Source organism: Verrucosispora sp. WMMD703 (assembly GCF_049178935.1).
Classification (GTDB): domain Bacteria; phylum Actinomycetota; class Actinomycetes; order Mycobacteriales; family Micromonosporaceae; genus Micromonospora; species Micromonospora sediminimaris.
The window spans coordinates 713,156-733,198 of the sequence record NZ_JBMHMM010000004.1; the positions used below are offsets into that span (position 1 = coordinate 713,156).

The window sequence follows — 20,043 nt, forward strand, 5'->3', positions numbered from 1 at the left end:
CGTGGGCGCGATCACCGGAACGTTCAAGGGCTTCGGGGTCACCTTCTCGCACATGTTCAAGAAGGTCGTCACCACCGACTACCCGTTCACCCCACCGACGCCGGCCCCCCGCTACCACGGGCGGCACATCCTCAACCGGCACCCGGACGGGCTGGAGAAGTGCATCGGCTGTGAATTGTGCGCCTGGGCCTGCCCGGCGGACGCGATCTACGTCGAGGGTGGCGACAACACCGACGAGCAGCGGTTCTCACCGGGTGAGCGGTACGCCAGCGTCTACCAGATCAACTACGCCCGGTGCATCTTCTGCGGACTCTGCATCGAGGCCTGCCCCACCCGCTCGTTGACCATGAGCAACGAGTACGAGCTGGCCCGGGACAACCGCCAGGACCTGATCTTCACCAAGGAGCAGTTGCTGGCGCCGCTGCTGCCGGGGATGGAGCAGCCGCCCCACCCGATGCGGCTGGGCGACAGCGAGAAGGACTACTACGTCGGGAGCCTGACGAACCCGGGCACCTCCGCCGGGGCGGAGCGCTCCCCGATGGGACCGGGCCGCTACCAGGTCGACGAGCACCCGGGCGTCACCTTCCCCGGTGCCGAGCAGGCCGCCGCGCGGGCCGAGGCGGAGAAGGGGGAGTCGGCATGAACACCTCGACGCTGCTCGCCGCCTCCGGTGCGGTCTCCGGCGGCGAGGCGGTGACCTTCTGGATCCTGGCTCCGCTCGCACTGGCCGGTGCGATCGGCATGGTCGTCGCCCGCAACGCGGTGCACTCGGCGCTCTGGCTGGTGCTGACCATGCTCAGCCTCGGGGTGTTCTACGTGCTCCAGGCGGGACCGTTCATCGGCATGGTGCAGATCATCGTCTACACCGGCGCGATCATGATGCTCTTCCTGTTCGTGCTGATGCTCGTCGGCCGGGAGGCGTCCGACTCGCTGATCGAGGTGCTGCGCGGCCAGCGGATCGCGGCGATCGGGCTGGGGCTCGGCTTCGCCGGCCTGCTCGGCAGCGGGGTCTACCGGGCCACGCAGGGCAGCACCCCGCTCGGCCTGGAGCAGGCCAACGCGGGCGGCAACGTGGAGGGCATCGCCCGGTTGCTCTTCACCGACTACATCTTCGCCTTCGAACTCACCGCGGCGCTGCTGATCACCGCCACCATCGGCGGCATGATCCTCGCGCACGTCGAGCGGCGCAAGGAGGACAAGCGCGACCAGGTGGCCACCATGAAGGCCCGCTTCGCGCCCGGCAACTACCCCGGCCCGAAGCCCGGCCCGGGTGTCTTCGCCACCTCCTCGTCGGTCGCCACCCCGGCCCGCCTGCCGGACGGGCGGCTGAGCGACCGCAGCACGCCGGACATCCTGCCGGTACGGGAGCTGACCGCCGAGGAGACCACGCTGAAGGGCACTGAGAAATGAGTGACTTCTTCTCGGTCGAGCCGAACTACTACCTGGTCCTCGCCGCGGTGCTGTTCACCATCGGCGCCGCTGGGGTGCTGGTCCGGCGCAACGCGATCGTGCTGTTCATGTGTGTCGAGCTGATGCTCAACGCGGCCAACCTGGCGTTGGTCACCTTCAGCCGGATGAACGGTGACCTCAACGGCCAGATCATGGCGTTCTTCGTGATGGTGGTGGCGGCGGCCGAGGTCGTGGTCGGGTTGGCCATCATCATGGCGATCTTCCGCACCCGACGCTCCGCCAGCGTCGACGACGCCAACCTGCTGAAGTACTAGAGGGGCCCACCGGTGGACGAAATCATGACGTACGCCCAGGCTGCTCCGGCCGAGACCGTCTCGTACGCGACGGCGGACGGGCTGCTGAGCAGCGTCTGGCTGCTGGTGGCCATCCCGCTGGTCAGCGCGACGATCCTGCTGCTGCTCGGCCGGCGGGCCGACAGGTGGGGACACTGGCTCGGGGTGGCCGCCGTCGGTGCCGCCTTCCTGCTCGGCCTGAGCTACTTCCTCGGCCTGCGCGGCCTGGAGAACAGGTCGGTCCAACTGAGCCTCTGGGACTTCATCGCGGTCGGCGGCCTGCACGTGGACTTCGGCCTGCTGTTCGACCCGTTGGCCGGGGTCTTCGTCCTGCTGATCACCGGTGTGGGCTTCCTGATCCACCTGTACGCCGTCGAGTACATGGCGCACGACGCCGGCCGGCGTCGCTTCTTCGCGTACTTCAACCTGTTCATCGCGGCGATGTTGCTGCTGGTGCTCGGCAACAACTACGTGATGCTCTACTTCGGCTGGGAGGGCGTCGGTCTGGCGTCGTACCTGCTGATCTCCTTTTGGTACACCAAGCCGGCCGCCGCCACCGCCGGTAAGAAGGCGTTCCTGATGAACCGGGTCGGCGACGCCGGCCTGGCCATCGCGATCTTCATCATGTTCGCCACCCTCGGCACCACGCAGTACGACGAGGTGTTCAATGGGATCGGCGCGCTGGCTGGCGGCACCGTGCTGGTGCTCGGCCTGCTGCTGCTGCTCGGTGCGGCCGGCAAGTCCGGTCAGTTCCCGCTCCAGGCGTGGTTGCCGGACGCGATGGAGGGCCCGACCCCGGTGTCGGCGCTGATCCACGCCGCGACGATGGTCACCGCCGGTGTGTACCTGATCGCCCGCTCCAACATCATCTTCTCGGCCAACGCCACGTTGCAGCTGGTGGTGGTCAGCGTCGGCGCGCTGACCCTGCTGATCGGCGCCGTCATCGGGTGCGCCAAGGACGACATCAAGCGGGTGCTGGCCTGGTCCACGGTCAGCCAGATCGGCTACATGTTCCTCGGTGTCGGGCTGGGCGGCGCGGCGTACGCGCTGGCCATCGTGCACCTGCTGGCGCACGGCTTCTTCAAGGCCAACATGTTCCTCGGCGCCGGCTCGGTCATGCACGGCATGAAGGACCAGGTCGACATCCGTCGCTTCGGCGGTCTGTCGAAGTACATGAGGATCACCTGGCTGACCTTCGGCGCGGGATGGCTGGCCATCATCGGCATGTTCCCCTTCTCCGGCTACTTCTCGAAGGAGCCGATCATCGCCGCCGCCTTCGAGCGGGAGGGATGGACGGCCTGGCTGTTCGGTGGTGCGGCGGTGCTCGGCGCCGCGTTGACCGCCTTCTACATGACCCGGCTCTTCGTGCTGACCTTCCACGGGCCGAAGCGGTGGACCGAGGACATCGAGCACCCGCACGAGTCGCCGGCGCTGATGACGATCCCGCTGGTCCTGCTCGGCATCGGCTCGCTGGGTGCGGGTTGGCTGCTGGCCACGTCCGTGCCGGACTGGCTGACCACCACCGCCGGGCTCGGCACGGCCGAGGCGCACCACGACGCGGTGCTGCCGCACTGGGCGATCGTGGTCCTGTCGCTGGGAGTCACCGTGCTCGGTGCGGCGCTGGGCTGGTTCCTGTTCCGCAACGGGACGGCGACCTCGCCGCAGCCGGCCGGGGTGCTGGTCACCGCGGCCCGCAAGAACCTCTACACCGACGCGGTCAACGAGGCGGTCTTCGAAAAGCCGGGCATCTTCCTCACCCGGGCGCTTGTCTACCTCGACAACCGTGGCATCGACGGGCTGATCAACGGCCTGGCCGCAGGCGTCGGCGGTGGATCGGGCCGGCTCCGGCGGTTGCAGACCGGCTTCGTCCGGTCGTACGCCACCTCGATCCTGACCGGTGCGCTCCTGGTGGTAGCCGCCTTCCTGGCCGTACAGGCGGGGTGGTTCGCGTGATCGACCTCTTGAGGCTCTCGGCCTCACAGGCGGCCGTCGCCGGCGGACCGCACAGTGACGACGGAGGTAAGGCCGCATAATGTCCGACTTCCCGTTCCTCTCGGTGCTCACCGTGGCGCCGCTGGTCGGCGCCGTGGTCGTCGCCCTCCTGCCGCGCAGCCGGCCGACGCTGGCGAAGCAGGTCGCGCTCGGCTGGTCGCTGCTGGTGCTGGCGCTGTCGGTGGTCATGTGGGTGACCTGGCAGGTGGATGGCCAGCGCTTCCAGTTCCGCGAGTCGTACCCGTGGATCCCGACCTGGGGCGTCAACTTCACCTTCGCCGCCGACGGCATCGCGCTGGTGATGCTGATGCTGATCGCGGTGCTGGTGCCGCTGGTGATCCTCGCCTCCTGGCACGACGCGGAGTCGTCCAAGCGGTCGGTGCCGGTCTACTTCGCGCTGCTGCTCGTTCTCGAATGCACGATGCTCGGCGTCTTCGCCGCCGCCGACGTCTTCCTGTTCTACGTGTTCTTCGAGGTCATGCTGGTGCCGATGTACTTCCTGATCGGCAGCTACGGCGGCCACCAGCGGCAGTACGCGGCGGTGAAGTTCTTCCTCTACTCGCTTGTCGGCGGCCTGTTCATGCTGGCCGCCGTGATCGGCCTGTGGGTGGTCGGCGGCAAGACCTTCGACTGGGTGGCGCTGTCGGAGGTGGACATCTCCACCGGTGCCGAGCGCTGGCTCTTCCTCGGCTTCTTCATCGCCTTCGCGATCAAGGCACCGTTCTTCCCCTTCCACACCTGGCTGCCGGACGCCGGTGGCGCGGCACCCGCCGGTGCCGCCGCACTCCTGGTCGGCGTCCTGGACAAGGTCGGCACCTTCGGCATCCTGCGCTACTGCCTGCCGCTGTTCCCGGACGCGGCCCAGTGGTTCGCGCCGTGGGCGTTGGCCCTGGCGGTCATCGGGATCATCTACGCGGCGCTGTTGGCCGTCGGGCAGAACGACCTCAAGCGGTTGGTGTCGTACACCTCGATCGCCCACTTCGGCTTCATCGGTGTGGGCATCTTCGCCTTCACCACCCAGGCGGGCACCGGAGCCGTGCTGTACATGGTCAACCACGGCCTCGCCACCGGCCTGCTCTTCCTGGTGGTGGGCATGCTGATCGCGCGTCGGGGCTCGGCGCTGGTAAGTGACTTCGGGGGTGCGGGCAAGCTGGTGCCGGTGCTGGCCGGGGTGCTCTTCTTCGCTGGTCTCGCGTCGCTGGCGCTGCCCGGTACCGCGCCGTTCGTCTCCGAGTTCCTGGTGCTGATCGGCACGTTCACGGTCAACAAGCCGGTCGCGGTGATCGCCACGCTGGGCATCATCCTGGCGGCGGCGTACGTGCTGTGGATGGTGCAGCGCACCACGCAGGGCACGCTGAACCCGGCGTTGACCGAGATCGACGGCATGAAGCGCGACCTCAACCTCCGCGAGAAGGTCGTCGTGGCGCCGCTGATCGCGCTGATCGTGCTGCTCGGCTTCTATCCGAAGCCGGTGACGGACGTGATCAACCCCGCCATCCAGGCGACCATGGAGGACGTCGGCCGGACCGACCCGGCCCCGTCGGCAGACACCGTCCAGGAGGCGAGTCGGTGAGCCCCGCAGTCGCGAACGAAAGGCTGGTTGGGTGAGCGCGAGGAGTGAGCTTGCGAGCCCCGCAGTCGCGAACGAAAGGCTGGTCCAGTGACCGAGCTTGAACTGCCGCCGATCGACTACGCGGCGATCGCGCCGATCCTGATCATGTTGGGCGCGGCGGTGGTCGGGGTGCTGGTCGAGGCGTTCGTGCCCCGGCGACTGCGGCACCCAGTGCAGTTGCCCCTGGCGCTGCTGGCGGTGCTGGCAGCGTTGACCATGGTGGTGGTCAACGCCGACAAGCGGGTGATCACCATCGGGGTGATCGCCGTCGACGGGCCGACGCTGTTCCTTCAGGGCGCGATCCTCGCCCTGTCGGCGGTGGCGCTGTTGCTGCTCGGCGAGCGGGTTGTCGAGCGCGGCGGCGCGTTCGTCGCGCAGGCCGCGGTGACCGCCGACTCGCCGGAGGACCGCCAGCAGGCGGAGAACGCCGGTGGCGCGGGCGAGGTGTACCCACTCACCACGTTCGCCATCGGCGGCATGCTGATCTTCGTGTCGGCGAACGACCTGCTGACCATGTTCATCGCGCTGGAAGTCTTCTCGCTGCCGCTCTACCTGCTCTGCGCCCTGGCCCGTCGCCGGCGGCTGCTGAGCCAGGAGGCGGCGATGAAGTACTTCCTGCTTGGCGCGTACGCCTCGGCCTTCTTCCTGTTCGGCCTGGCGCTGATCTACGGCTTCACCGCCGGCCTGGGCGACCGGGCGGCCGGGGTGGACTTCGCCACCGTCAACGCGGCCGTGGCGAACTCGACGGCCAGCCCGGTGCTGCTCTTCGCCGGTATGGCGCTTGTCGCCATCGGGCTGCTGTTCAAGGCGGCCGCTGCACCGTTCCACGTCTGGACGCCGGACGTCTACCAGGGCGCGCCGACGCCGCTGACCGGTTTCATGGCGGCCTGCACCAAGGTCGCCGCGTTCGGTGCCCTGCTGCGGGTGTTCCACGTGGCCTTCGAGGGGGCCCGCTGGGACTTCACTCCGGTGCTGGGCGCTGTGGCGGTGCTCACCATGCTGGTCGGCGCGCTGTTCGCGGTGACGCAGACCGACATCAAGCGGCTGCTTGCGTACTCGTCGATCGCCAACGCCGGCTATCTGCTGGTCGGTGTGCTAGCACCGGGCAGCGAGGGCCTTTCCGGCACCATGTTCTACCTGGTCGCGTACGGCTTCACGGTGCTTGCCGCGTTCGCGGTGGTGACGTTGGTACGCGACGCCGACGGCGAAGCGACCCACCTGTCCCGCTGGGCCGGGCTGGGCCGGCGGTCGCCGGTCTACGCCTCGGTCTTCACCTTCGTCCTGCTCGCCTTCGCGGGTATCCCGATGACCAGTGGCTTCACCAGCAAGTTCGCCGTCTTCGGCCCGGCGTTGGACGGCGGGCAGGTGTGGCTGGTCATCGCGGGCGTGTTGACCAGCATGGTGCTGGCCTTCCCGTACCTGCGGGTCGTGGTGCTGATGTGGCTCTCCGAACCGGGTGACTCCACGCCGACGGTGGCCGTTCCCGGCGGGCTCACCTCGGCCGCCCTGGTGATCGGGGTGCTCGCCACGCTGGTTCTCGGCGTCGCGCCGTCGCCGCTGCTCGACCTCGCGTCCTCAGCCGCCGACTTCGTCAGGTAACGGCTGACCTGCCGAACGAGGGCCGGTCCACGCGCTGTGGGCCGGCCCTCGCCGCGTATCCCCGGTCCGTTGCAGGTAGAACGTGTGTGGCATGGTTGGAGGCGTGGTGATTAGGGGTGGCGAGGGTTCAGGCGTCACCGGCTCCGGTGGTCGCCGGAGCCGGTCCGGCGCGGCTCAGTTCGGCGCGCTCGGCCTTCACCTCGCCGATCCGCGCACTGAGGAGTCCGTGCTCGGCGTGTTGGCGGCGGTCGAGGCGGAGCTGTTGGCGAGCATCGCCAGCGCCGACCCGTTCGTCACCGAGGCGGCCCGGCACCTGGTGGAGGCCGGCGGCAAGCGGTTCCGGCCGCTGCTGGTGGCCCTGGGCGCCCAGTTCGGCGACCCGACGCGAGCCGAGGTCGTCTCGGCGGCCGTGGTGGTGGAGCTGACTCACCTGGCCACGCTCTACCACGACGACGTCATGGACGAGGCGTCGGTGCGCCGGGGCGCACCCAGCGCAAACTCCCGATGGACCAATTCGGTGGCCATTCTGGTCGGTGACTACCTCTTCGCTCGGGCCGCGGACGTCGCGGCCGAGCTGGGTCCCGAAGCGGTACGCCTGCAGGCGCGAACCTTCGCCCGGCTGGTCCACGGGCAGATCGCCGAGACCATCGGCCCACGGGCCGGTGATGATCCGGTGGCGCACTATCTGCGGGTGATCGCCGAAAAGACCGGTTCCCTGATCGCCACCAGCGTTCATTTCGGCGCCCAGTTCAGCGGGGCCGCCCCGGACCAGGTGGCGGCGCTGGCCGGGTACGGCGAGACCATCGGGGTGGCCTTCCAGCTCTCCGACGACCTGCTCGACATCGCCAGCGAGTCGACGGAGTCAGGCAAGACGCCCGGCACGGATCTGCGGGAGGGCGTGCCCACCCTGCCGGTGCTCTACGCTCTCGCCTCCGACGACGCGGACGCCGCCTCCGTGCGCCTGCGGGAGATCCTGGCCACCGGCCCGCTGACCGACGACACCCTGCACGCCGAGGCGCTCGGTCTGCTCCGGGAGAGTCCGGCGCTCAAGCGCGCCCGCGAAACCGTCCGCAGCTTCGCCGAGGACGCCCGCGCCCACCTCGCACCCCTCCCACCCGGCCCGGCCCGCCGCGCCCTCGAATCCCTCTGCGACCACATAGCCGACCGCACCAGCTAACCCACCCCACCGGGCCCTACCCCAACGGGGTGATCAAGAAGTTTTGGTCGCTGTCCGCGCGAATCCCGACGCAAACTTCTTGATCAACCTTCCGGGAGGTGGGGGGTGGGGAGGAGGTGGGTGGCGGTGAGCATGAGGATGGCGGCGGCGAGCATGGCTGCGGCGGCCGTCAGCCACATCGTTGGATAGCCGGCTGCGGCGGCGAGCGGGCCGAGGGCGAGCGGGCCGAGACAGCCGCCCGCGTACACCCCGGTCTGGGTGATCGAGGTGGCTGCGGCCGGTGCCTGCGGATGCAGTTGCACCACCGCGAAGTTCATCAGCCCGGGCCAGGACCAGCCGAGACCGAAGCCGAGCACCACGCCGGCCACCAACGGCCCGGGGCCGGCCACCGCGAGCAGGCCCAGCCCCACCGCGCCGGCCACCAGCAGACCAGCGATCACCGCGATGTGTCCGCCGGTGCGTCGGTCGGCCAACCAGCCGACCCCGACCCGGGCCGCTACGCAGACCGCGCTGCCGAGAGTCAGGGTTAGCCCGGCCATGCCCGGACCTAGGCCCCGGTCGACCGAGGCGTCGACCACGAAGGTGCCGAGCGCGTTCGCCGCGCCCGCGGCCAGCGTCGCGGCCACCCCGACGAGGACCAGGCCCGGGCTCGCGCCGCCGGCCCGTCCAGTGCGCCGCCGTGCCGGCGGAGCGCCCTGCGCGGGTACGGCCGGCAGCGCGGCCAGCGCCGCACCGGCGGCCGCCACGAAGGCCCAACGCCAACCGACGGTCAACGCGAGGGTGGGTACCGCCACACCGGCCAGCAGGGTGGAGACCGGGATGGCCGCCTGCTTGACGCCGAACGAGAGCCCCTGCCGACGGGGCGGGACGTGCCGGGCGAGCAGGGCGTTGCTGGACAGTTGACCGAGCGCGTTCGCGGTGCCGGCCACGGCGAGCAGACCGACCAGCACCGGATACGACCGGGCAGCCACCGCCACGGCCAGCAGGGCGCCGGCGGACACCACGATGCCGGTCCGAGCCACCACGGCGGCACCCCACCGCTCCACCAGCGCACCGGACGGCACCGAGGCGAGGGCACCGACAGCGAAGTAGACCGCCACGACGAGTCCCAGACCGGCGGGGGAGAAGCCCAACTCCTCCCGCAGTTGTACGGCGAGCCCGCCGACCAGGAATACCGGCAGGACACAGACGATCGTGACGGTGACCGCGACCGCACTGGCCCGGACGGGTCGTGCGGCGGCCGCCGAGGTGTGTGGAGGGGCGATGCGGGTCATGGTGCGGCCAACCTACGCCAGCCGCATCTCGGCGACGGAAAGTGGGGCGTACGTCACATCGCGTATTCGATTCCCTTGGATCATCCACCCGATCAGGCGTTTCGCGCCGGGCCGCTTTTTCATATGGTGTAAGTCCCCGGTGGCGGAGGTGGTTGTGCGTGACCCCCTGGCGGAACCTTCGGACCTGATCCGAAGTGTCTCCCGCGCGCTTCGAGTGCTCGAGTCGGTCGGTCGTGCCCCGCGGGGCCTGACGGTCAAACAGATCGCCCGCCGCTGTGAGCTGACCGTGGCCACCACGTACCACCTGGTCCGCACCCTCGCCTACGAGGGCTATGTGATCCGTCGGGAGGACGGCACGTACATCGTGGGTCTGGAGGTGGCCGACCGGTACCGGGAGCTGGTCGCCGCTTTCCGTGGCTCACCGGCCATCGGGGAGAGCCTGCGGCGGGCGGCCCTGGAGACCGGCTGGAGCCACTTCCTGGGCCGGTTCGTGGGTGGCCAGGTGGCGATCACCGCAGTGGCGGAGGGGCACCGCTCGCCGTACCTGGAGGATCTCGTCCCCGGGTTCGACGAGGGCGCGCATGCGACCGCGCTCGGCAAGGCGCTGCTCGCCACGCTCACCGCCGAGCAGCGCCACCGTTACCTGCGCGAGTACGGCATGCGTCCGTTCACCAGCGCCACCCTCACCACCCCGGAGGCCTTCGAGGCCGACCTGTCGGCGGGGGACCGACGCGGGATGCAGCTGGAGTTGGGCCAGTTCCGGCAGGGCGTGGCCTGCGCCGCCGTACTGGTGTGCCCGGACAAGGACATGGAACGGCGGACGGTGCTGGCCTGCGCGCTGCCCGCCAGCGAGATGATGACCTCCGCCCGGGTGGTGCGGACGAAACTGCTCACCGCCGCGCGCGCCATCGCCGACGGCCTGGCCGCCGACAACTGACCCTCGGCGCCTGCCGAGACGGCCCCCTCCCTGGTGGGGAGAGGGCCGTCGGATGGGCGGCCGGCGCGATGCCGGAGCGGGGTCAGCTACCGACCGGTCCGCCGTCCAGCCGCCAGGTCACCACCACGCCCGGCTTGGCGTAGTCGCCGTCCGGCCAGGTGGAGGCCGGGTTGTCCACCGTGGCACCGGTGATCTCACCCGGGTGCTGCACGGCGACGAAGACCGAGCGGTTGTCCTCGGTGATGAACGGACCGCAGGTCTCCGCACCGACCGGCACGGTCAGGAACTGCTTCAGGTGGCCGCGCTCCGGGCCTTCGGTCGCGGTGGCGAAGAGGCCATCGTTGCTGCCCAACGCGTTGCCGTCGGTGGAGATCCAGAGGTTGCCGGTGGCGTCGAAGGCCACGTTGTCCGGGCAGGAGATCGGCGAGACCTTGGTCTTGTCGTACCCGGCGAAGTAGGTCGACGGGTCCGCCGGGTCGCCGCAGACGATCGGCAGCGACCACCGGAACGTGTCGGAGGTGTTGTCCCCCCGGTCCTCGACCAGCTCCAGGATCTGCCCGTGCCGGTTCGCGGCACGGGGGTTGGCCTCGTCTGGCGCCGGGTTGCTGCCGACTCCACGGGCGGAGTTGTTGGTTAGCGCCACGTACACCTTGCCGGTGAGCAGGCTCGGCTCGACGTCCTCCGGACGGTCCATCTTGGTCGCGCCGACCTTGTCACCGGCGAACCGGGTGAAGGTCAGCACCTCGGCGGCGGTCATCCCGTCCACGTAGGAACGGTTGCCGCTGACCAGCTTGATCCAGCGGCCCCGGCCGTTGAAGGCGCCGTCGCTGGGCAGGGTGCCGGAGCCGTCGATCTCCTCGGCGCTGGTCTGGTCGAGTCTGGCGACGTAGAGGGTGCCCGACTCCAGCAGCGTCAGGTTGTGCTTGCGGGCGACCCAGGAGTCACCCTTCATGAACTTCTTGTCCGAGACGAACTTGTAGAGGTAGTCGAAGCGTTCGTCGTCGCCCATGTAGGCGACCACGTGCCCGTTGCGCGCGACGATGACGTTCGCGCCCTCGTGCTTGAACCGGCCGAGCGCGGTGTGCTTGCGCGGGCGGCTCTCCGGGTCGAACGGGTCGATCTCCACGACCCAGCCGTGCCGGTTGGCCTCGTTGGGGTGCTTGGCGAGGTCGAAGCGCTCGGCGGCCCGGTCCCACTTGCGGCTGCCGCTGGGGTAGCGGGCGGTGGTGCTGATCCCGTAGCGCGCCAGCCGAGCCTTCTCCGACTCCGGCGCCGCGTCGCCGCCGACGAAGTACTGGTTGAAGTTCTCCTCACCGGAGAGCACCGTGCCCCAGGGGGTGACCCCACCGGCGCAGTTGTTGAGCGTGCCGATGACCGTACGCCCCTTCGGATCGGCGGCCGTCTTCAGGAACGACGAGCCGGCGGCCGGGCCGGTCAGCTCGAACTTGCTGCTCAGCGCGTCGACGCGGCGGTTGTACGGCCGGCGGCCGGAGTCGGCGACCTGCCACTGGCCGGTGCCGGCGACCCGCTCGATCTCCACCACGGACATGCCGTGTGCTGCCATCGCCACCTTCACCTGCTCGACGCTGAGGGCGTCCTGGCTGGTGAAGCCGGGGAACATCAGGTCCTCGTTGGTGTACTCGTGGTTGACCACGAGCAGCGCCCGCTTACCGCGCTTGTCCAAGGGCAGCACACCGACGAAGTCGTTGTTGTAGCCGAACTGCTTGGCCTGCGCGGCGGCGGTCTGCCGGCGCAGATTGAACTCCGGCGCACCGGGCACCACCGGGTCGCCCCAGCGGATGATTACGGCGTGGTCGTAGCCGTTCGGGACGACGAAGGTGTCGAGGGTGTTCGGCGGGATCGGCTTGAAGCTCAGGGCACCGCTGCCCGGACGACGGCCGGCCGCCGCCGCCTGACCGGCCGGGGGCACCGGCGGGACCGGGGCCGCGGCGGCGGGCGCCGCGCCGGCCAGCGCGCCGGCCGCAGCGCCGCTGAAACCGAGCACCAGGGCACCGACCGCCCCGGCGCGGATCACGCCGCGGCGGCTGACCTCGGCGTTCACCACGTCACCGAAGTACGCGTTGTCGGAGGTGTTGGGTACCGGGTGGTCACAGGCGTTGCCGCAGCGGTATAGGCAGGTCATGGCGTCGCGGCTGCCGTGGCGGGGGGTGCCCAGCAGCGGAAGCAGCCGAGGACGGTCGCTCATGGGGAGGATCCTCCTGAGGGTCGGTGCACGTCGGTGCAGGTCACCGACGCGTACCCGCCGGACGCTAGGGCGGCGCGGTGAGCGCGGGTCAGCGTCGATGTGAACCAGCGATGAACTCCCCTCCCCGGGAATCCCAGGTTGAGCTGGGAATGAACCGTTCGGCGTGACAGCACGTATCTCTGGTCGTAACACCGCGCCCGCTCGCGCCGAGAGCGAGGAGAAGACCATCAGCGACCACGACGCCCACCTGCTGCGCGCCCTGCATGACGAGCATGCCGAGGCGCTGTACGCGCACGCGCTGCGGCTGGTCAACGGCGACCGGCAGCGGGCCGAGGACCTGGTGCAGGAGACGCTGCTGCGGGCCTGGCGGCATCCGGAGTCGCTCGACCCCCGGCGCGGTTCGGTACGGGCCTGGCTCTTCACCACCGCCCGCAACCTCGCGATCGACGCCTGGCGGCGGCGTTCCACCCGGGTCGGCGAGGTCTACACCGATGAACTTCCCGAGCCGCCGGAGGTCGTTGACGAAACCGAGCGGGCCGTCGAGGCGTGGACGGTCGCGGAGGCGCTCAACCGGCTCAGTCCCTCGCACCGCGATGTCCTGGTGGAGTGCTTCTACCAGGGACGGTCGGTTTCCGAGGCGGCCTCCCGGCTGGGCGTGCCGCCGGGCACGGTGAAGTCCCGCACCCATTACGCGCTGCGCTCCCTACGGCTGGTCCTGGCCGAGATGGGGGTGACCGGATGAGCCGTTGCGAGTTCGCGTACGACGACGGGGCGTACGTGCTGGGCGCGCTCTCTCCCGCCGACCGGGTGGCCTACGAACGGCATCTCGTCGACTGCCCGGCCTGCCAGCAGTCGGTCTCCGAGATCGCCGTACTGCCCGGCCTGCTCGGCCGGCTGGACCCGGCCAGCCTCGAACAGTTCCTGCCGCCGCCGGAGAACCCCCGGGTGCCCGAGCTGCTCAATGCCGCGCGGGAGCGCCGACGCCGTGAGCGGCAGGCCAGCCGGCTGCGGTACGCGGTCATCGGGCTGGCCGCCGCCGCGTTCGCTCTGGTGGTCGGCCTCGGGGTGGCCACGGTCCTGCCCGGGCAGGGGCCGAACGGGCCGGCGGCCCAGGTCCGGATGGTGCAGATGCAACCGGTGGCCGGCACGGTGCCGGTGCACGCCGAGATCGGCCTGACCGGCACCAACTGGGGCACCGAGGTCACCATGCACTGCGGCTACGACGAGCGGGCCGGGTACGGAAAGGCGAACGCCTTCCGACTGGTGGCGCACGCCGGGGACGGTTCGCAGGAGCAGATCGGCTCCTGGCTGGCGGCGCCCGGCGACGACCTGCGGATCACCGGGGCGACCCGGTTCACAAACGCCCAACTGGTCCGGCTGGAACTGATCCGTGCCGACGGCACTCCCGTGCTCGCCTACGAGGTCCGCTGAACCGGGCCTGAGCGTCAGCGGCTGGTGGCGACCGCCGGCGTGGGTGGCACGGTGCCGTCCAGGCGCAGGCGGCGGGTGTGCCGCGCCTGGCGTACGGCGTCGGCGGTGAAGACGATCAGCGCGAGCCAGACCAGGGCGAAACCGGCCAGCCGGGCCGGCGGCATCGGCTCGTGGAAGATCAGTACACCGCAGCCGAGTTGGAGGATCGGCGCCACGTACTGGAGCATGCCGAGGGCGGACAGTGGCAGCCGGTTGGCGGCACCGGCGAAGAGCAGCAGCGGAATGGCGGTCAGCGCTCCGGCGAGCACCAACAGGGCCGTGTGCCCGGCCGAGACGTGGCCGAACGCGGCGTCACCGGTGGCGGCGAGCCAGCCGAGGTAGCCCAGCGCAGGCAGCGACAGCACGGCCGACTCGACGAACAGGCCCTCCGCCGCAGGCAGGCCCAGGCGCTTCTTCACCAGGCTGTACCCGCCGAAGCTGAACGCCAGAATGAGCGCGAGGTACGGCAGCCGGCCGTAGTCGACGGTGAGCACGGCCACGGCCAGGGCACCGACGCCGAGGGCCGACCACTGCGCCGGGCGCAGTCGCTCGCGGAGCACCAGCACCCCGAGCAGGACCACCACCAGCGGGTTGATGAAGTAGCCGAGGGCGGTCTCCACCACCCGGTCGGAGTTGACGCCGTAGATGTAGGTGAACCAGTTGACCGCGATAAGCGTGGCTGCGGCGCCGATACCCGCGAGGGTCCGGGGCCGGCGTAGCAACGCCCGCAGGAAGCCGATGTTGCGCAGCGCGACGAGCAGCAGGGCGACGAAGGCGACGGACCACACCACCCGGTGGGCCAGGATCTCCAGCGGACCGGCCGGGCGCAGCAGCTTGAAGTAGAGCGGGAAAAACCCCCACAGCAGGTACGCACCCAATCCGTAGAGGTATCCGAGGCGAAGCGACGTCACGGCTCCACCGTAAGGGGCGTACTGGGCTGTCGATCCTTGCTGGTGAGCGGGCTCACGACCTGGTCGCGCTGGTCGAACTCCATCCACCGGTCGGCGCGTACGCCGCTGAAGCCGACCTTCGCGTACACCCCGTGGGCGTCGTTGGTGGCCAGCAGGATCCGGCGTACGCCAAGCTCGGCCAGGTGGTCACGGACCGCGCCGGCCAGCCAGGTGCCCAGCCCTCGGCCCCGTTCGACCCGGTCGACGTAGACGTCGCAGAGGTAGGCGAAGGTGGCCCGGTCGGTGATGACCCGGGCGACGGCGACCTGCTGGCCGTCCGCCGGCCGGTACACGCCGAACCCGACGGATCCGGCGAACGCCCGCGTCACCGTCTCCCGGTCCCGCCCGAGCGCCCAGTACGCGTCCCGGCTGAGCCAGGTGTGCACGAGATCCAGGTCGAGCCGGGCGGGATCGGTGCTGATCGTGTAGCCGTCATCGCGGGCGAGAGTGAACACTCCGCCGAAGCTAGTGCCTCAACCTGGGCGTTTCGGCAGCCAATTCCCGGGATATGGCCGCCGCTCGCGCCGGGCCGGTGGCTGCCGGCCGGGCGCGAGCGGTTTCCAGAGGCGGTCAGTCGCGGTCGAGGATGGCGCCGAGGATCCACGTGACGACACCGACGAAGAGCGCCCCCAGCACCGCGGCCGGCCAGAAGCCGTCGACGTCGAAGGGCAGCCCGGCCTGATCCGCGATCCAGCCGGTGAGCAGGAAGAGCAGGCCGTTGACCACAAGTGCGATCAGGCCGAGGGTGAGCAGGTAGAAACCACAGCCGACGGTCTTGATGATCGGCTGGAGCACCCCGTTGACGACCCCGAAGATGACCGCGACGAGGATCAGGGTCAGGATCGTCTCGGAGACCGATTCCGTGTCGAGCGAGATACCGGGGATAAGCAGTGTGGCCAGCCAGAAGGCCACCGCCGTGGCGCCGACCCGGATCAGTAGACCTTTCAGAAAACCCATGGCGGGCATGGTGCCACGGCGGGCGCGTGGGCGGAACCCGCGAGATCATCCGGCCGGGCGGCGGGTCGGGCTCCGATGAGCTGTGCCTCGATCGCGGTGCAGGCGAGCAGAGCCCAACGCAGGGCCCGTCGGTTGACCACGGCGACCATGTCGTGCCGGATCCGGGTCAGCAGCTTCGCCGCGTCGCCGAGCCCCAGCGCGTTGCCCGCGACGGTGGCTTCCGCCGGGCTGAGCGGCTGGAACACCGCCAGGTCGGCCCGGCCCAACGCGTCCGCGTCGGCCGGGGTCAGCACGTCGCGGACCAGCAGCGTGGTGTGCCAGGCGGTGCCCGGCCGGGGACCGGCCGGCGCTGGCTCGTCCAGCACCACGAGCACCGGGGTCAGTGGTGTGCCGGGTTCCCCGGCCACCGGGCGGTCCGGTGGTGTCAGCCGAACCGGCCCGCCCGGCCAGCCGACGCCCCGGACGAACCGCTCCCAGGCGGGTGGCCGGGCGGTCTGGACGATTACCCGGGCACCGAGTGCCATCGCGCGTGCCACGACCAGTTGGGCGGCGGGTACCCCGCCGACGAGCATCAGTCGGGTGCTCTCCGGCCGGAACAGCCGGACGGTGACGGCGTGGCCGCGCCGGTTGACGCCGAGCATCAGCCCGGCAGCACCGAACGGCAGCTCGCGCGCCAGGTCCTCGCTGCCGATCGGCACCTCCCGCTCCGGTTTCCCGGTCAGCGGCGACACCCCGGGCAGGGCCAACGGCAGCGTTTCGGCGAGCCCGCCCAACTGGCCGCCGTCGAGCCGCTCCACCGTTGCGCCGTCGGTGGCCACCGCCCGCCGTAACTGCCGGGCCGCCGCGGAAAGCTCGGCGGGCGTCGCCGCGGCCAGCCGGACGAGCAGCCCGGCGGCCGCCGGCCGCTCCGTCCCGGTGTGCAGCGACACGGTGATCGCCGTCGCCGGCAGTTTCCACAGCCGGGGCACGAGCGTGGCCGCGTCCCCGCCCGGCCACCGGCTCAACCGGAAGGTGGTCTGCAGCAGGCCGCCGCATCGGACCGCCTGCCAGGACTCCCGCACCGGACGTCCGTCGTGGTGGGCGAACTCGGCGAGCACCCGCCGGATCGGCTGCTCGCCCATCGGTCGCACGGTCACCGGCCGGAGCCGCCGGACGATGCGCCGGACGGTACCCGCGAGGGCGTGCCGCAGCGCCTCCTCCGGCCAGCCCCGCGTCCGCGACACCCGCACCGCCAGCACCGCCCGCTCCCGGCCGGCCAGCTGCCCGTCGGTGAGCTGACGGTAGGAGACGGCCGCCGCGCCGCCCCCGGCACCGACCGCCGGTGCCGGCGTGCCGGTCAGGAGGAGTTGTACGCGTACGGGTGGTGCCTGGTCGGTCTCGACCGGGAGCAGCGACGCGGGTGACGGTAGTGCCAGTTCGCCGTCACCGAGCAGGTCGGCCGGGTCGCCGATCTCCAGCAGCGCCACCAGGCCGGCCGGGTCGTCCAACACCGCGGCCGTACCGTCGCCCAGCTCGACGGGACGGATCACGGCGTGCGGGTCCACCAGGTCGAGCAGCTCGGTCGGACCGGAGCGGACTCTGGTCGCCCGCCGTCGGGCCAGATAGCCGACGCCGATGACAAGCCACTCGTGCAACCACCGCCGGCGAACCCGGCACCACGTCACGGCGAGCAGCGCGGCCGCCACCAGTGTCGTGGCAACAGTCGCCAGGGAACCCCGGCCCGGTACGGCGACGATCGTCGCCGCCACCACCTGGGTCGCGACGATCTGCCCCGACCGAAGACGCACCGCCCGCCTCCGGCGGCCGGTGCGTCGCCGTGCTCCGGTGGGGCGGAACCGAGGCCCGGGGCCGGCAGGCAGATCGTCCGGGCGACGGAGGACGGCCGCATCCGGGTGGGTGGGAGTGAGTGTCACCGCCACCACACCTCCCCCGAAACCGGTCACCCATCGCGATATTGTCACCGCCCATCGTAATTACCGGCGAGCGATCGCGTTGTCCACAGGGGAACGCGCCGGGGTAGCAGAACCGCGATCGTGTCGCTACTCTCAGCGACGAGTTCTCGTTGGCCCATCCCGCGTCGTGCTCCCCCTCCGGCGTCGTGGGTGGTGCGTATCCGCCGTCGGGCCAGCCACGATCGAGGAGACGAGGTGACGTCCAAGGTGTCCCAGACCCAGGCAGAGGCCGCGGTGATGCAGCAGACCGCGGCGAAGTTCGAGCAGACCGACCAGTCGTTGCAGTCGATGCTCAGTGGACTGCTGGTCCAGCTGGAGATCCTTCAGCAGGCCTGGCGCGGGGCTGGTGGCCGGTCGTTCGAGCAGGTCAAACGGAAGTGGGCGGAGGACCAGGCCGGGTTGCAGCAGGCGCTGCGGGAGACGGCGGGTGCGATCCGTGCCGCCGGCACGCGGTACGACGCGTCGGACGCCGAGGCGGCCGCCCGGGTGACCGCCACCAACCGAGGCGGCATCCAACTGCCGCTCTAGCCCACGACCCCAGGGAGAAGAATCCGATGGAGCACGGTGTGCTGGTCGTCAATTTCGCTGCGCTGCAACAGGCCAGCGCGGACATCCAACGGGCGTTGAACACACTGGACGCCCAACTCGGCCAGTTGGAGCGCGACGCGGCGCCACTGGTCGCCAGCTGGTCCGGCGCGGCCCAGCAGGCCTACGAACAGCGGCAGGCTCGGTGGCGTAACGCCTCGCAGGATCTCCAGGTGATGCTGCGCGACATCAAGCTCGCGGTGGACGAGTCCGCGGCCGACTATCTCGACACCGAGAAGCGGAACACCAGCCTCTTCCAGTGAACCGCTCCGCACGGATCGCGGGGTGGCGCGGATCGGCGTCACCCCGCGTCGTGGTCATGGTGGGCCGGACGCCATCGTCGGCGTGCCCCCCGGGGCAACACCGCCGCGGCCAGCACGACGGCAGCCGCCATCGGCACCCCCACCCCGGCAAGCAGCAGTGCGCGGCGCCATGCGTCGCTCCGACGGTCCTGCCGCGCCAGCAACGTCGGATCGGGCCGATCCTCGGCCAGCCCGGCCACCGGCCGCGCGTGCCCCGGCACCGATCCGGCCTCGGTCACCGCCCGGTACGGATTGAGCACCCCCGCGCCGTACCCGCCGCCGGGTGCCGGATCGGCGGTGGCGATGATCCGCCGAGCCACCTCGACCGCGCTGAGGTCCGGGCGGTACTGGCGCAGCAGGGCGGCGGTGGCGGCGACGAAGGGCACCGCGTAGCTGGTTCCGTCGGCGCTGCGGTGACCGCGTCCGGGGGCGGCGATAAGCACATCGACACCGGGAGCGACGAGATCCACGTGGTCGCCGGTCTGCGAGAAGTCGGCCCGCGCCCCGTCCACGCCGATTGCACCGACTCCGAGCACCCCGTCATACCTGGCCGGATACGGGCGGCGTTCGCCGCCATCGGACAGGTTGCCGGCGGCGGCCACCACGACCACGTCCCGGCTGAGCGCGTACCCGACCGCCGCGCGGACCGTGGGATGGTCGGCGTAGAGCACCACGGAGAGGTTGACCACGGTGGCGCCCTGGTCGACCGCCCAGCGGATGGCCCGGCCGAGGTCGCCGGGCGCTGCCGTGCGGCCCGTCCCGCGCCCGTCCACCACCTGCTGCTCACTGACCCGGACCGGCAGGATCCGGGCCTCCGGTGCCAGCCCACGGAAGCTGGTCCCGTCGCGTGGTGTGGCGGCGATGATGCTCGCCACGCCGGTGCCGTGACCGACACAGTCGAGGCCACCGTCGCCGCCGACATCGAGCAGGTCGGTGCCGGCGAGCACCCGCCCGGCCAGTTGGGGATGCCGTAGGTCCACGCCCGAATCGACCACCGCCACAGTCACTCCGGCTCCGGTGGCCAGCCGGGCGAGGCGCTCCGGGGCGTACCGTTGCTGGGCCCACGGGGTCGCGGCGACCGGCCTGGCCGGTGCCGGTGGCGACGCACATCCCGGCGCGGCGCGGGCCGGCGTCACCGCGCCCGGCGTCATCGGGCCGGCCAGCAGGGCAGCGACCAGTCCCGCCAGGAGCAGGTACGGCAGGCGCCGAGCACCCCGCCGGTGCCACCGCGCCCCGGGTACCCGGTACATCGACCGCCTCCGTATCGTGTCGACACCGGAACGGGATG

At 70.9% G+C, this 20,043-nt stretch carries 19 protein-coding genes; 12 read left to right on the plus strand and 7 right to left on the minus strand.

Annotation, left to right across the window (positions count from 1 at the left end):
- Position 1: 1 nt before the first annotated feature.
- From nuoI to ACN26Z_RS03975, 7 genes are all read left to right on the plus strand, one after another.
- A complete protein-coding gene (gene nuoI, locus ACN26Z_RS03945) occupies positions 2–643 on the plus strand; it encodes an NADH-quinone oxidoreductase subunit NuoI (RefSeq protein WP_093404032.1) in 642 nt (213 codons plus the stop codon).
- Positions 640–1,410, plus strand: coding sequence for an NADH-quinone oxidoreductase subunit J (locus ACN26Z_RS03950; RefSeq protein ID WP_093404033.1), 771 nt, complete (start codon positions 640–642; stop codon positions 1,408–1,410). The genes nuoI and ACN26Z_RS03950 overlap by 4 nt, the downstream gene beginning before the upstream one ends.
- Positions 1,407–1,724, plus strand: a complete 318-nt coding sequence (gene nuoK, locus ACN26Z_RS03955; RefSeq protein ID WP_013731028.1) for an NADH-quinone oxidoreductase subunit NuoK — start codon at positions 1,407–1,409, stop codon at positions 1,722–1,724. The genes ACN26Z_RS03950 and nuoK overlap by 4 nt, the downstream gene beginning before the upstream one ends.
- A gap of 24 nt (positions 1,725–1,748) precedes the next feature.
- Positions 1,749–3,695: an NADH-quinone oxidoreductase subunit L gene (nuoL, locus tag ACN26Z_RS03960; RefSeq protein ID WP_282240626.1), complete on the plus strand. Its 1,947-nt coding sequence runs from the start codon at positions 1,749–1,751 to the stop codon at positions 3,693–3,695.
- Between the two features lie 79 nt (positions 3,696–3,774).
- The gene (locus ACN26Z_RS03965; RefSeq protein ID WP_093404034.1) at positions 3,775–5,307 is read left to right on the plus strand and encodes an NADH-quinone oxidoreductase subunit M; all 1,533 of its coding nucleotides are present in this window, start codon (positions 3,775–3,777) and stop codon (positions 5,305–5,307) included.
- Between the two features lie 87 nt (positions 5,308–5,394).
- A complete protein-coding gene (nuoN, locus tag ACN26Z_RS03970; RefSeq protein WP_093404037.1) occupies positions 5,395–6,945 on the plus strand; it encodes an NADH-quinone oxidoreductase subunit NuoN in 1,551 nt (516 codons plus the stop codon).
- Between the two features lie 91 nt (positions 6,946–7,036).
- Complete coding sequence (locus tag ACN26Z_RS03975) at positions 7,037–8,122, plus strand: polyprenyl synthetase family protein (protein WP_282240330.1); 1,086 nt, start codon at positions 7,037–7,039, stop codon at positions 8,120–8,122.
- An 83-nt stretch (positions 8,123–8,205) separates the two neighbouring features.
- On the opposite strand, the gene ACN26Z_RS03980 is transcribed toward ACN26Z_RS03975, so the two are convergent.
- Positions 8,206–9,396, minus strand: coding sequence for an MFS transporter (locus tag ACN26Z_RS03980; RefSeq protein WP_421459888.1), 1,191 nt, complete (start codon positions 9,394–9,396; stop codon positions 8,206–8,208).
- A gap of 154 nt (positions 9,397–9,550) precedes the next feature.
- Here ACN26Z_RS03980 and ACN26Z_RS03985 point away from each other — a divergent pair, with 154 nt between their 5' ends.
- Complete coding sequence (locus tag ACN26Z_RS03985) at positions 9,551–10,333, plus strand: IclR family transcriptional regulator (protein ID WP_093404196.1); 783 nt, start codon at positions 9,551–9,553, stop codon at positions 10,331–10,333.
- A gap of 82 nt (positions 10,334–10,415) precedes the next feature.
- Here the strand turns inward: ACN26Z_RS03985 and ACN26Z_RS03990 are convergent, their stop codons facing one another.
- Positions 10,416–12,539 carry a PhoX family protein gene (locus ACN26Z_RS03990; protein WP_421459890.1) on the minus strand — a complete coding sequence of 708 codons (2,124 nt, stop codon included), beginning with the start codon at positions 12,537–12,539 and terminating at the stop codon, positions 10,416–10,418.
- 247 nt (positions 12,540–12,786) lie between these two features.
- Here ACN26Z_RS03990 and ACN26Z_RS03995 point away from each other — a divergent pair, with 247 nt between their 5' ends.
- A complete protein-coding gene (locus ACN26Z_RS03995) occupies positions 12,787–13,281 on the plus strand; it encodes a sigma-70 family RNA polymerase sigma factor (RefSeq protein WP_232511229.1) in 495 nt (164 codons plus the stop codon).
- A complete protein-coding gene (locus ACN26Z_RS04000) occupies positions 13,278–13,970 on the plus strand; it encodes an anti-sigma factor family protein (protein ID WP_093404044.1) in 693 nt (230 codons plus the stop codon). Before ACN26Z_RS03995 ends, ACN26Z_RS04000 begins: the two co-directional genes overlap by 4 nt.
- A gap of 14 nt (positions 13,971–13,984) precedes the next feature.
- Here the strand turns inward: ACN26Z_RS04000 and rarD are convergent, their stop codons facing one another.
- From rarD to eccE, 4 genes are all read right to left on the minus strand, one after another.
- Positions 13,985–14,920, minus strand: coding sequence for an EamA family transporter RarD (rarD, locus tag ACN26Z_RS04005; RefSeq protein ID WP_093404045.1), 936 nt, complete (start codon positions 14,918–14,920; stop codon positions 13,985–13,987).
- Positions 14,917–15,414, minus strand: a complete 498-nt coding sequence (locus ACN26Z_RS04010; RefSeq protein WP_421459892.1) for a GNAT family N-acetyltransferase — start codon at positions 15,412–15,414, stop codon at positions 14,917–14,919. The genes rarD and ACN26Z_RS04010 overlap by 4 nt, the downstream gene beginning before the upstream one ends.
- A 115-nt stretch (positions 15,415–15,529) precedes the next feature.
- A complete protein-coding gene (locus tag ACN26Z_RS04015) occupies positions 15,530–15,916 on the minus strand; it encodes a phage holin family protein (RefSeq protein ID WP_093404048.1) in 387 nt (128 codons plus the stop codon).
- Positions 15,904–17,703 carry a type VII secretion protein EccE gene (gene eccE, locus ACN26Z_RS04020; RefSeq protein ID WP_421459893.1) on the minus strand — a complete coding sequence of 600 codons (1,800 nt, stop codon included), beginning with the start codon at positions 17,701–17,703 and terminating at the stop codon, positions 15,904–15,906. The genes ACN26Z_RS04015 and eccE overlap by 13 nt, the downstream gene beginning before the upstream one ends.
- A gap of 372 nt (positions 17,704–18,075) precedes the next feature.
- Between eccE and ACN26Z_RS04025 the strand changes: the two genes are divergently transcribed.
- Entirely contained in the window at positions 18,076–18,396 is a 321-nt protein-coding gene (locus ACN26Z_RS04025; protein WP_093404200.1) for a WXG100 family type VII secretion target, read from the plus strand.
- A 26-nt stretch (positions 18,397–18,422) separates the two neighbouring features.
- Positions 18,423–18,716 (plus strand): WXG100 family type VII secretion target, encoded by a 294-nt coding sequence (locus ACN26Z_RS04030; protein ID WP_093404050.1) that lies wholly within the window; start codon positions 18,423–18,425, stop codon positions 18,714–18,716.
- Positions 18,717–18,754: 38 nt separating this feature from the next.
- Here ACN26Z_RS04030 and mycP read toward each other — a convergent pair whose 3' ends face one another.
- Positions 18,755–20,005 carry a type VII secretion-associated serine protease mycosin gene (gene mycP, locus ACN26Z_RS04035; protein WP_421459895.1) on the minus strand — a complete coding sequence of 417 codons (1,251 nt, stop codon included), beginning with the start codon at positions 20,003–20,005 and terminating at the stop codon, positions 18,755–18,757.
- Between the last annotated feature and the right edge of the window lie 38 nt (positions 20,006–20,043).

Coding starts and splice junctions, on each gene's coding strand:
- ACN26Z_RS03950 (WP_093404033.1), top strand. CDS start 640: ATGAACACCTCGACGCTGCTCGCCGCCTCCGGTGCGGTCTCCGGCGGC.
- nuoK (WP_013731028.1), top strand. CDS start 1,407: ATGAGTGACTTCTTCTCGGTCGAGCCGAACTACTACCTGGTCCTCGCC.
- nuoL (WP_282240626.1), top strand. CDS start 1,749: ATGACGTACGCCCAGGCTGCTCCGGCCGAGACCGTCTCGTACGCGACG.
- ACN26Z_RS03965 (WP_093404034.1), top strand. CDS start 3,775: ATGTCCGACTTCCCGTTCCTCTCGGTGCTCACCGTGGCGCCGCTGGTC.
- ACN26Z_RS03975 (WP_282240330.1), top strand. CDS start 7,037: ATGGTTGGAGGCGTGGTGATTAGGGGTGGCGAGGGTTCAGGCGTCACC.
- ACN26Z_RS03980 (WP_421459888.1), bottom strand. CDS start 9,396: ATGACCCGCATCGCCCCTCCACACACCTCGGCGGCCGCCGCACGACCC.
- ACN26Z_RS03990 (WP_421459890.1), bottom strand. CDS start 12,539: ATGAGCGACCGTCCTCGGCTGCTTCCGCTGCTGGGCACCCCCCGCCAC.
- ACN26Z_RS04000 (WP_093404044.1), top strand. CDS start 13,278: ATGAGCCGTTGCGAGTTCGCGTACGACGACGGGGCGTACGTGCTGGGC.
- ACN26Z_RS04015 (WP_093404048.1), bottom strand. CDS start 15,916: ATGGGTTTTCTGAAAGGTCTACTGATCCGGGTCGGCGCCACGGCGGTG.
- ACN26Z_RS04030 (WP_093404050.1), top strand. CDS start 18,423: ATGGAGCACGGTGTGCTGGTCGTCAATTTCGCTGCGCTGCAACAGGCC.
- mycP (WP_421459895.1), bottom strand. CDS start 20,005: ATGTACCGGGTACCCGGGGCGCGGTGGCACCGGCGGGGTGCTCGGCGC.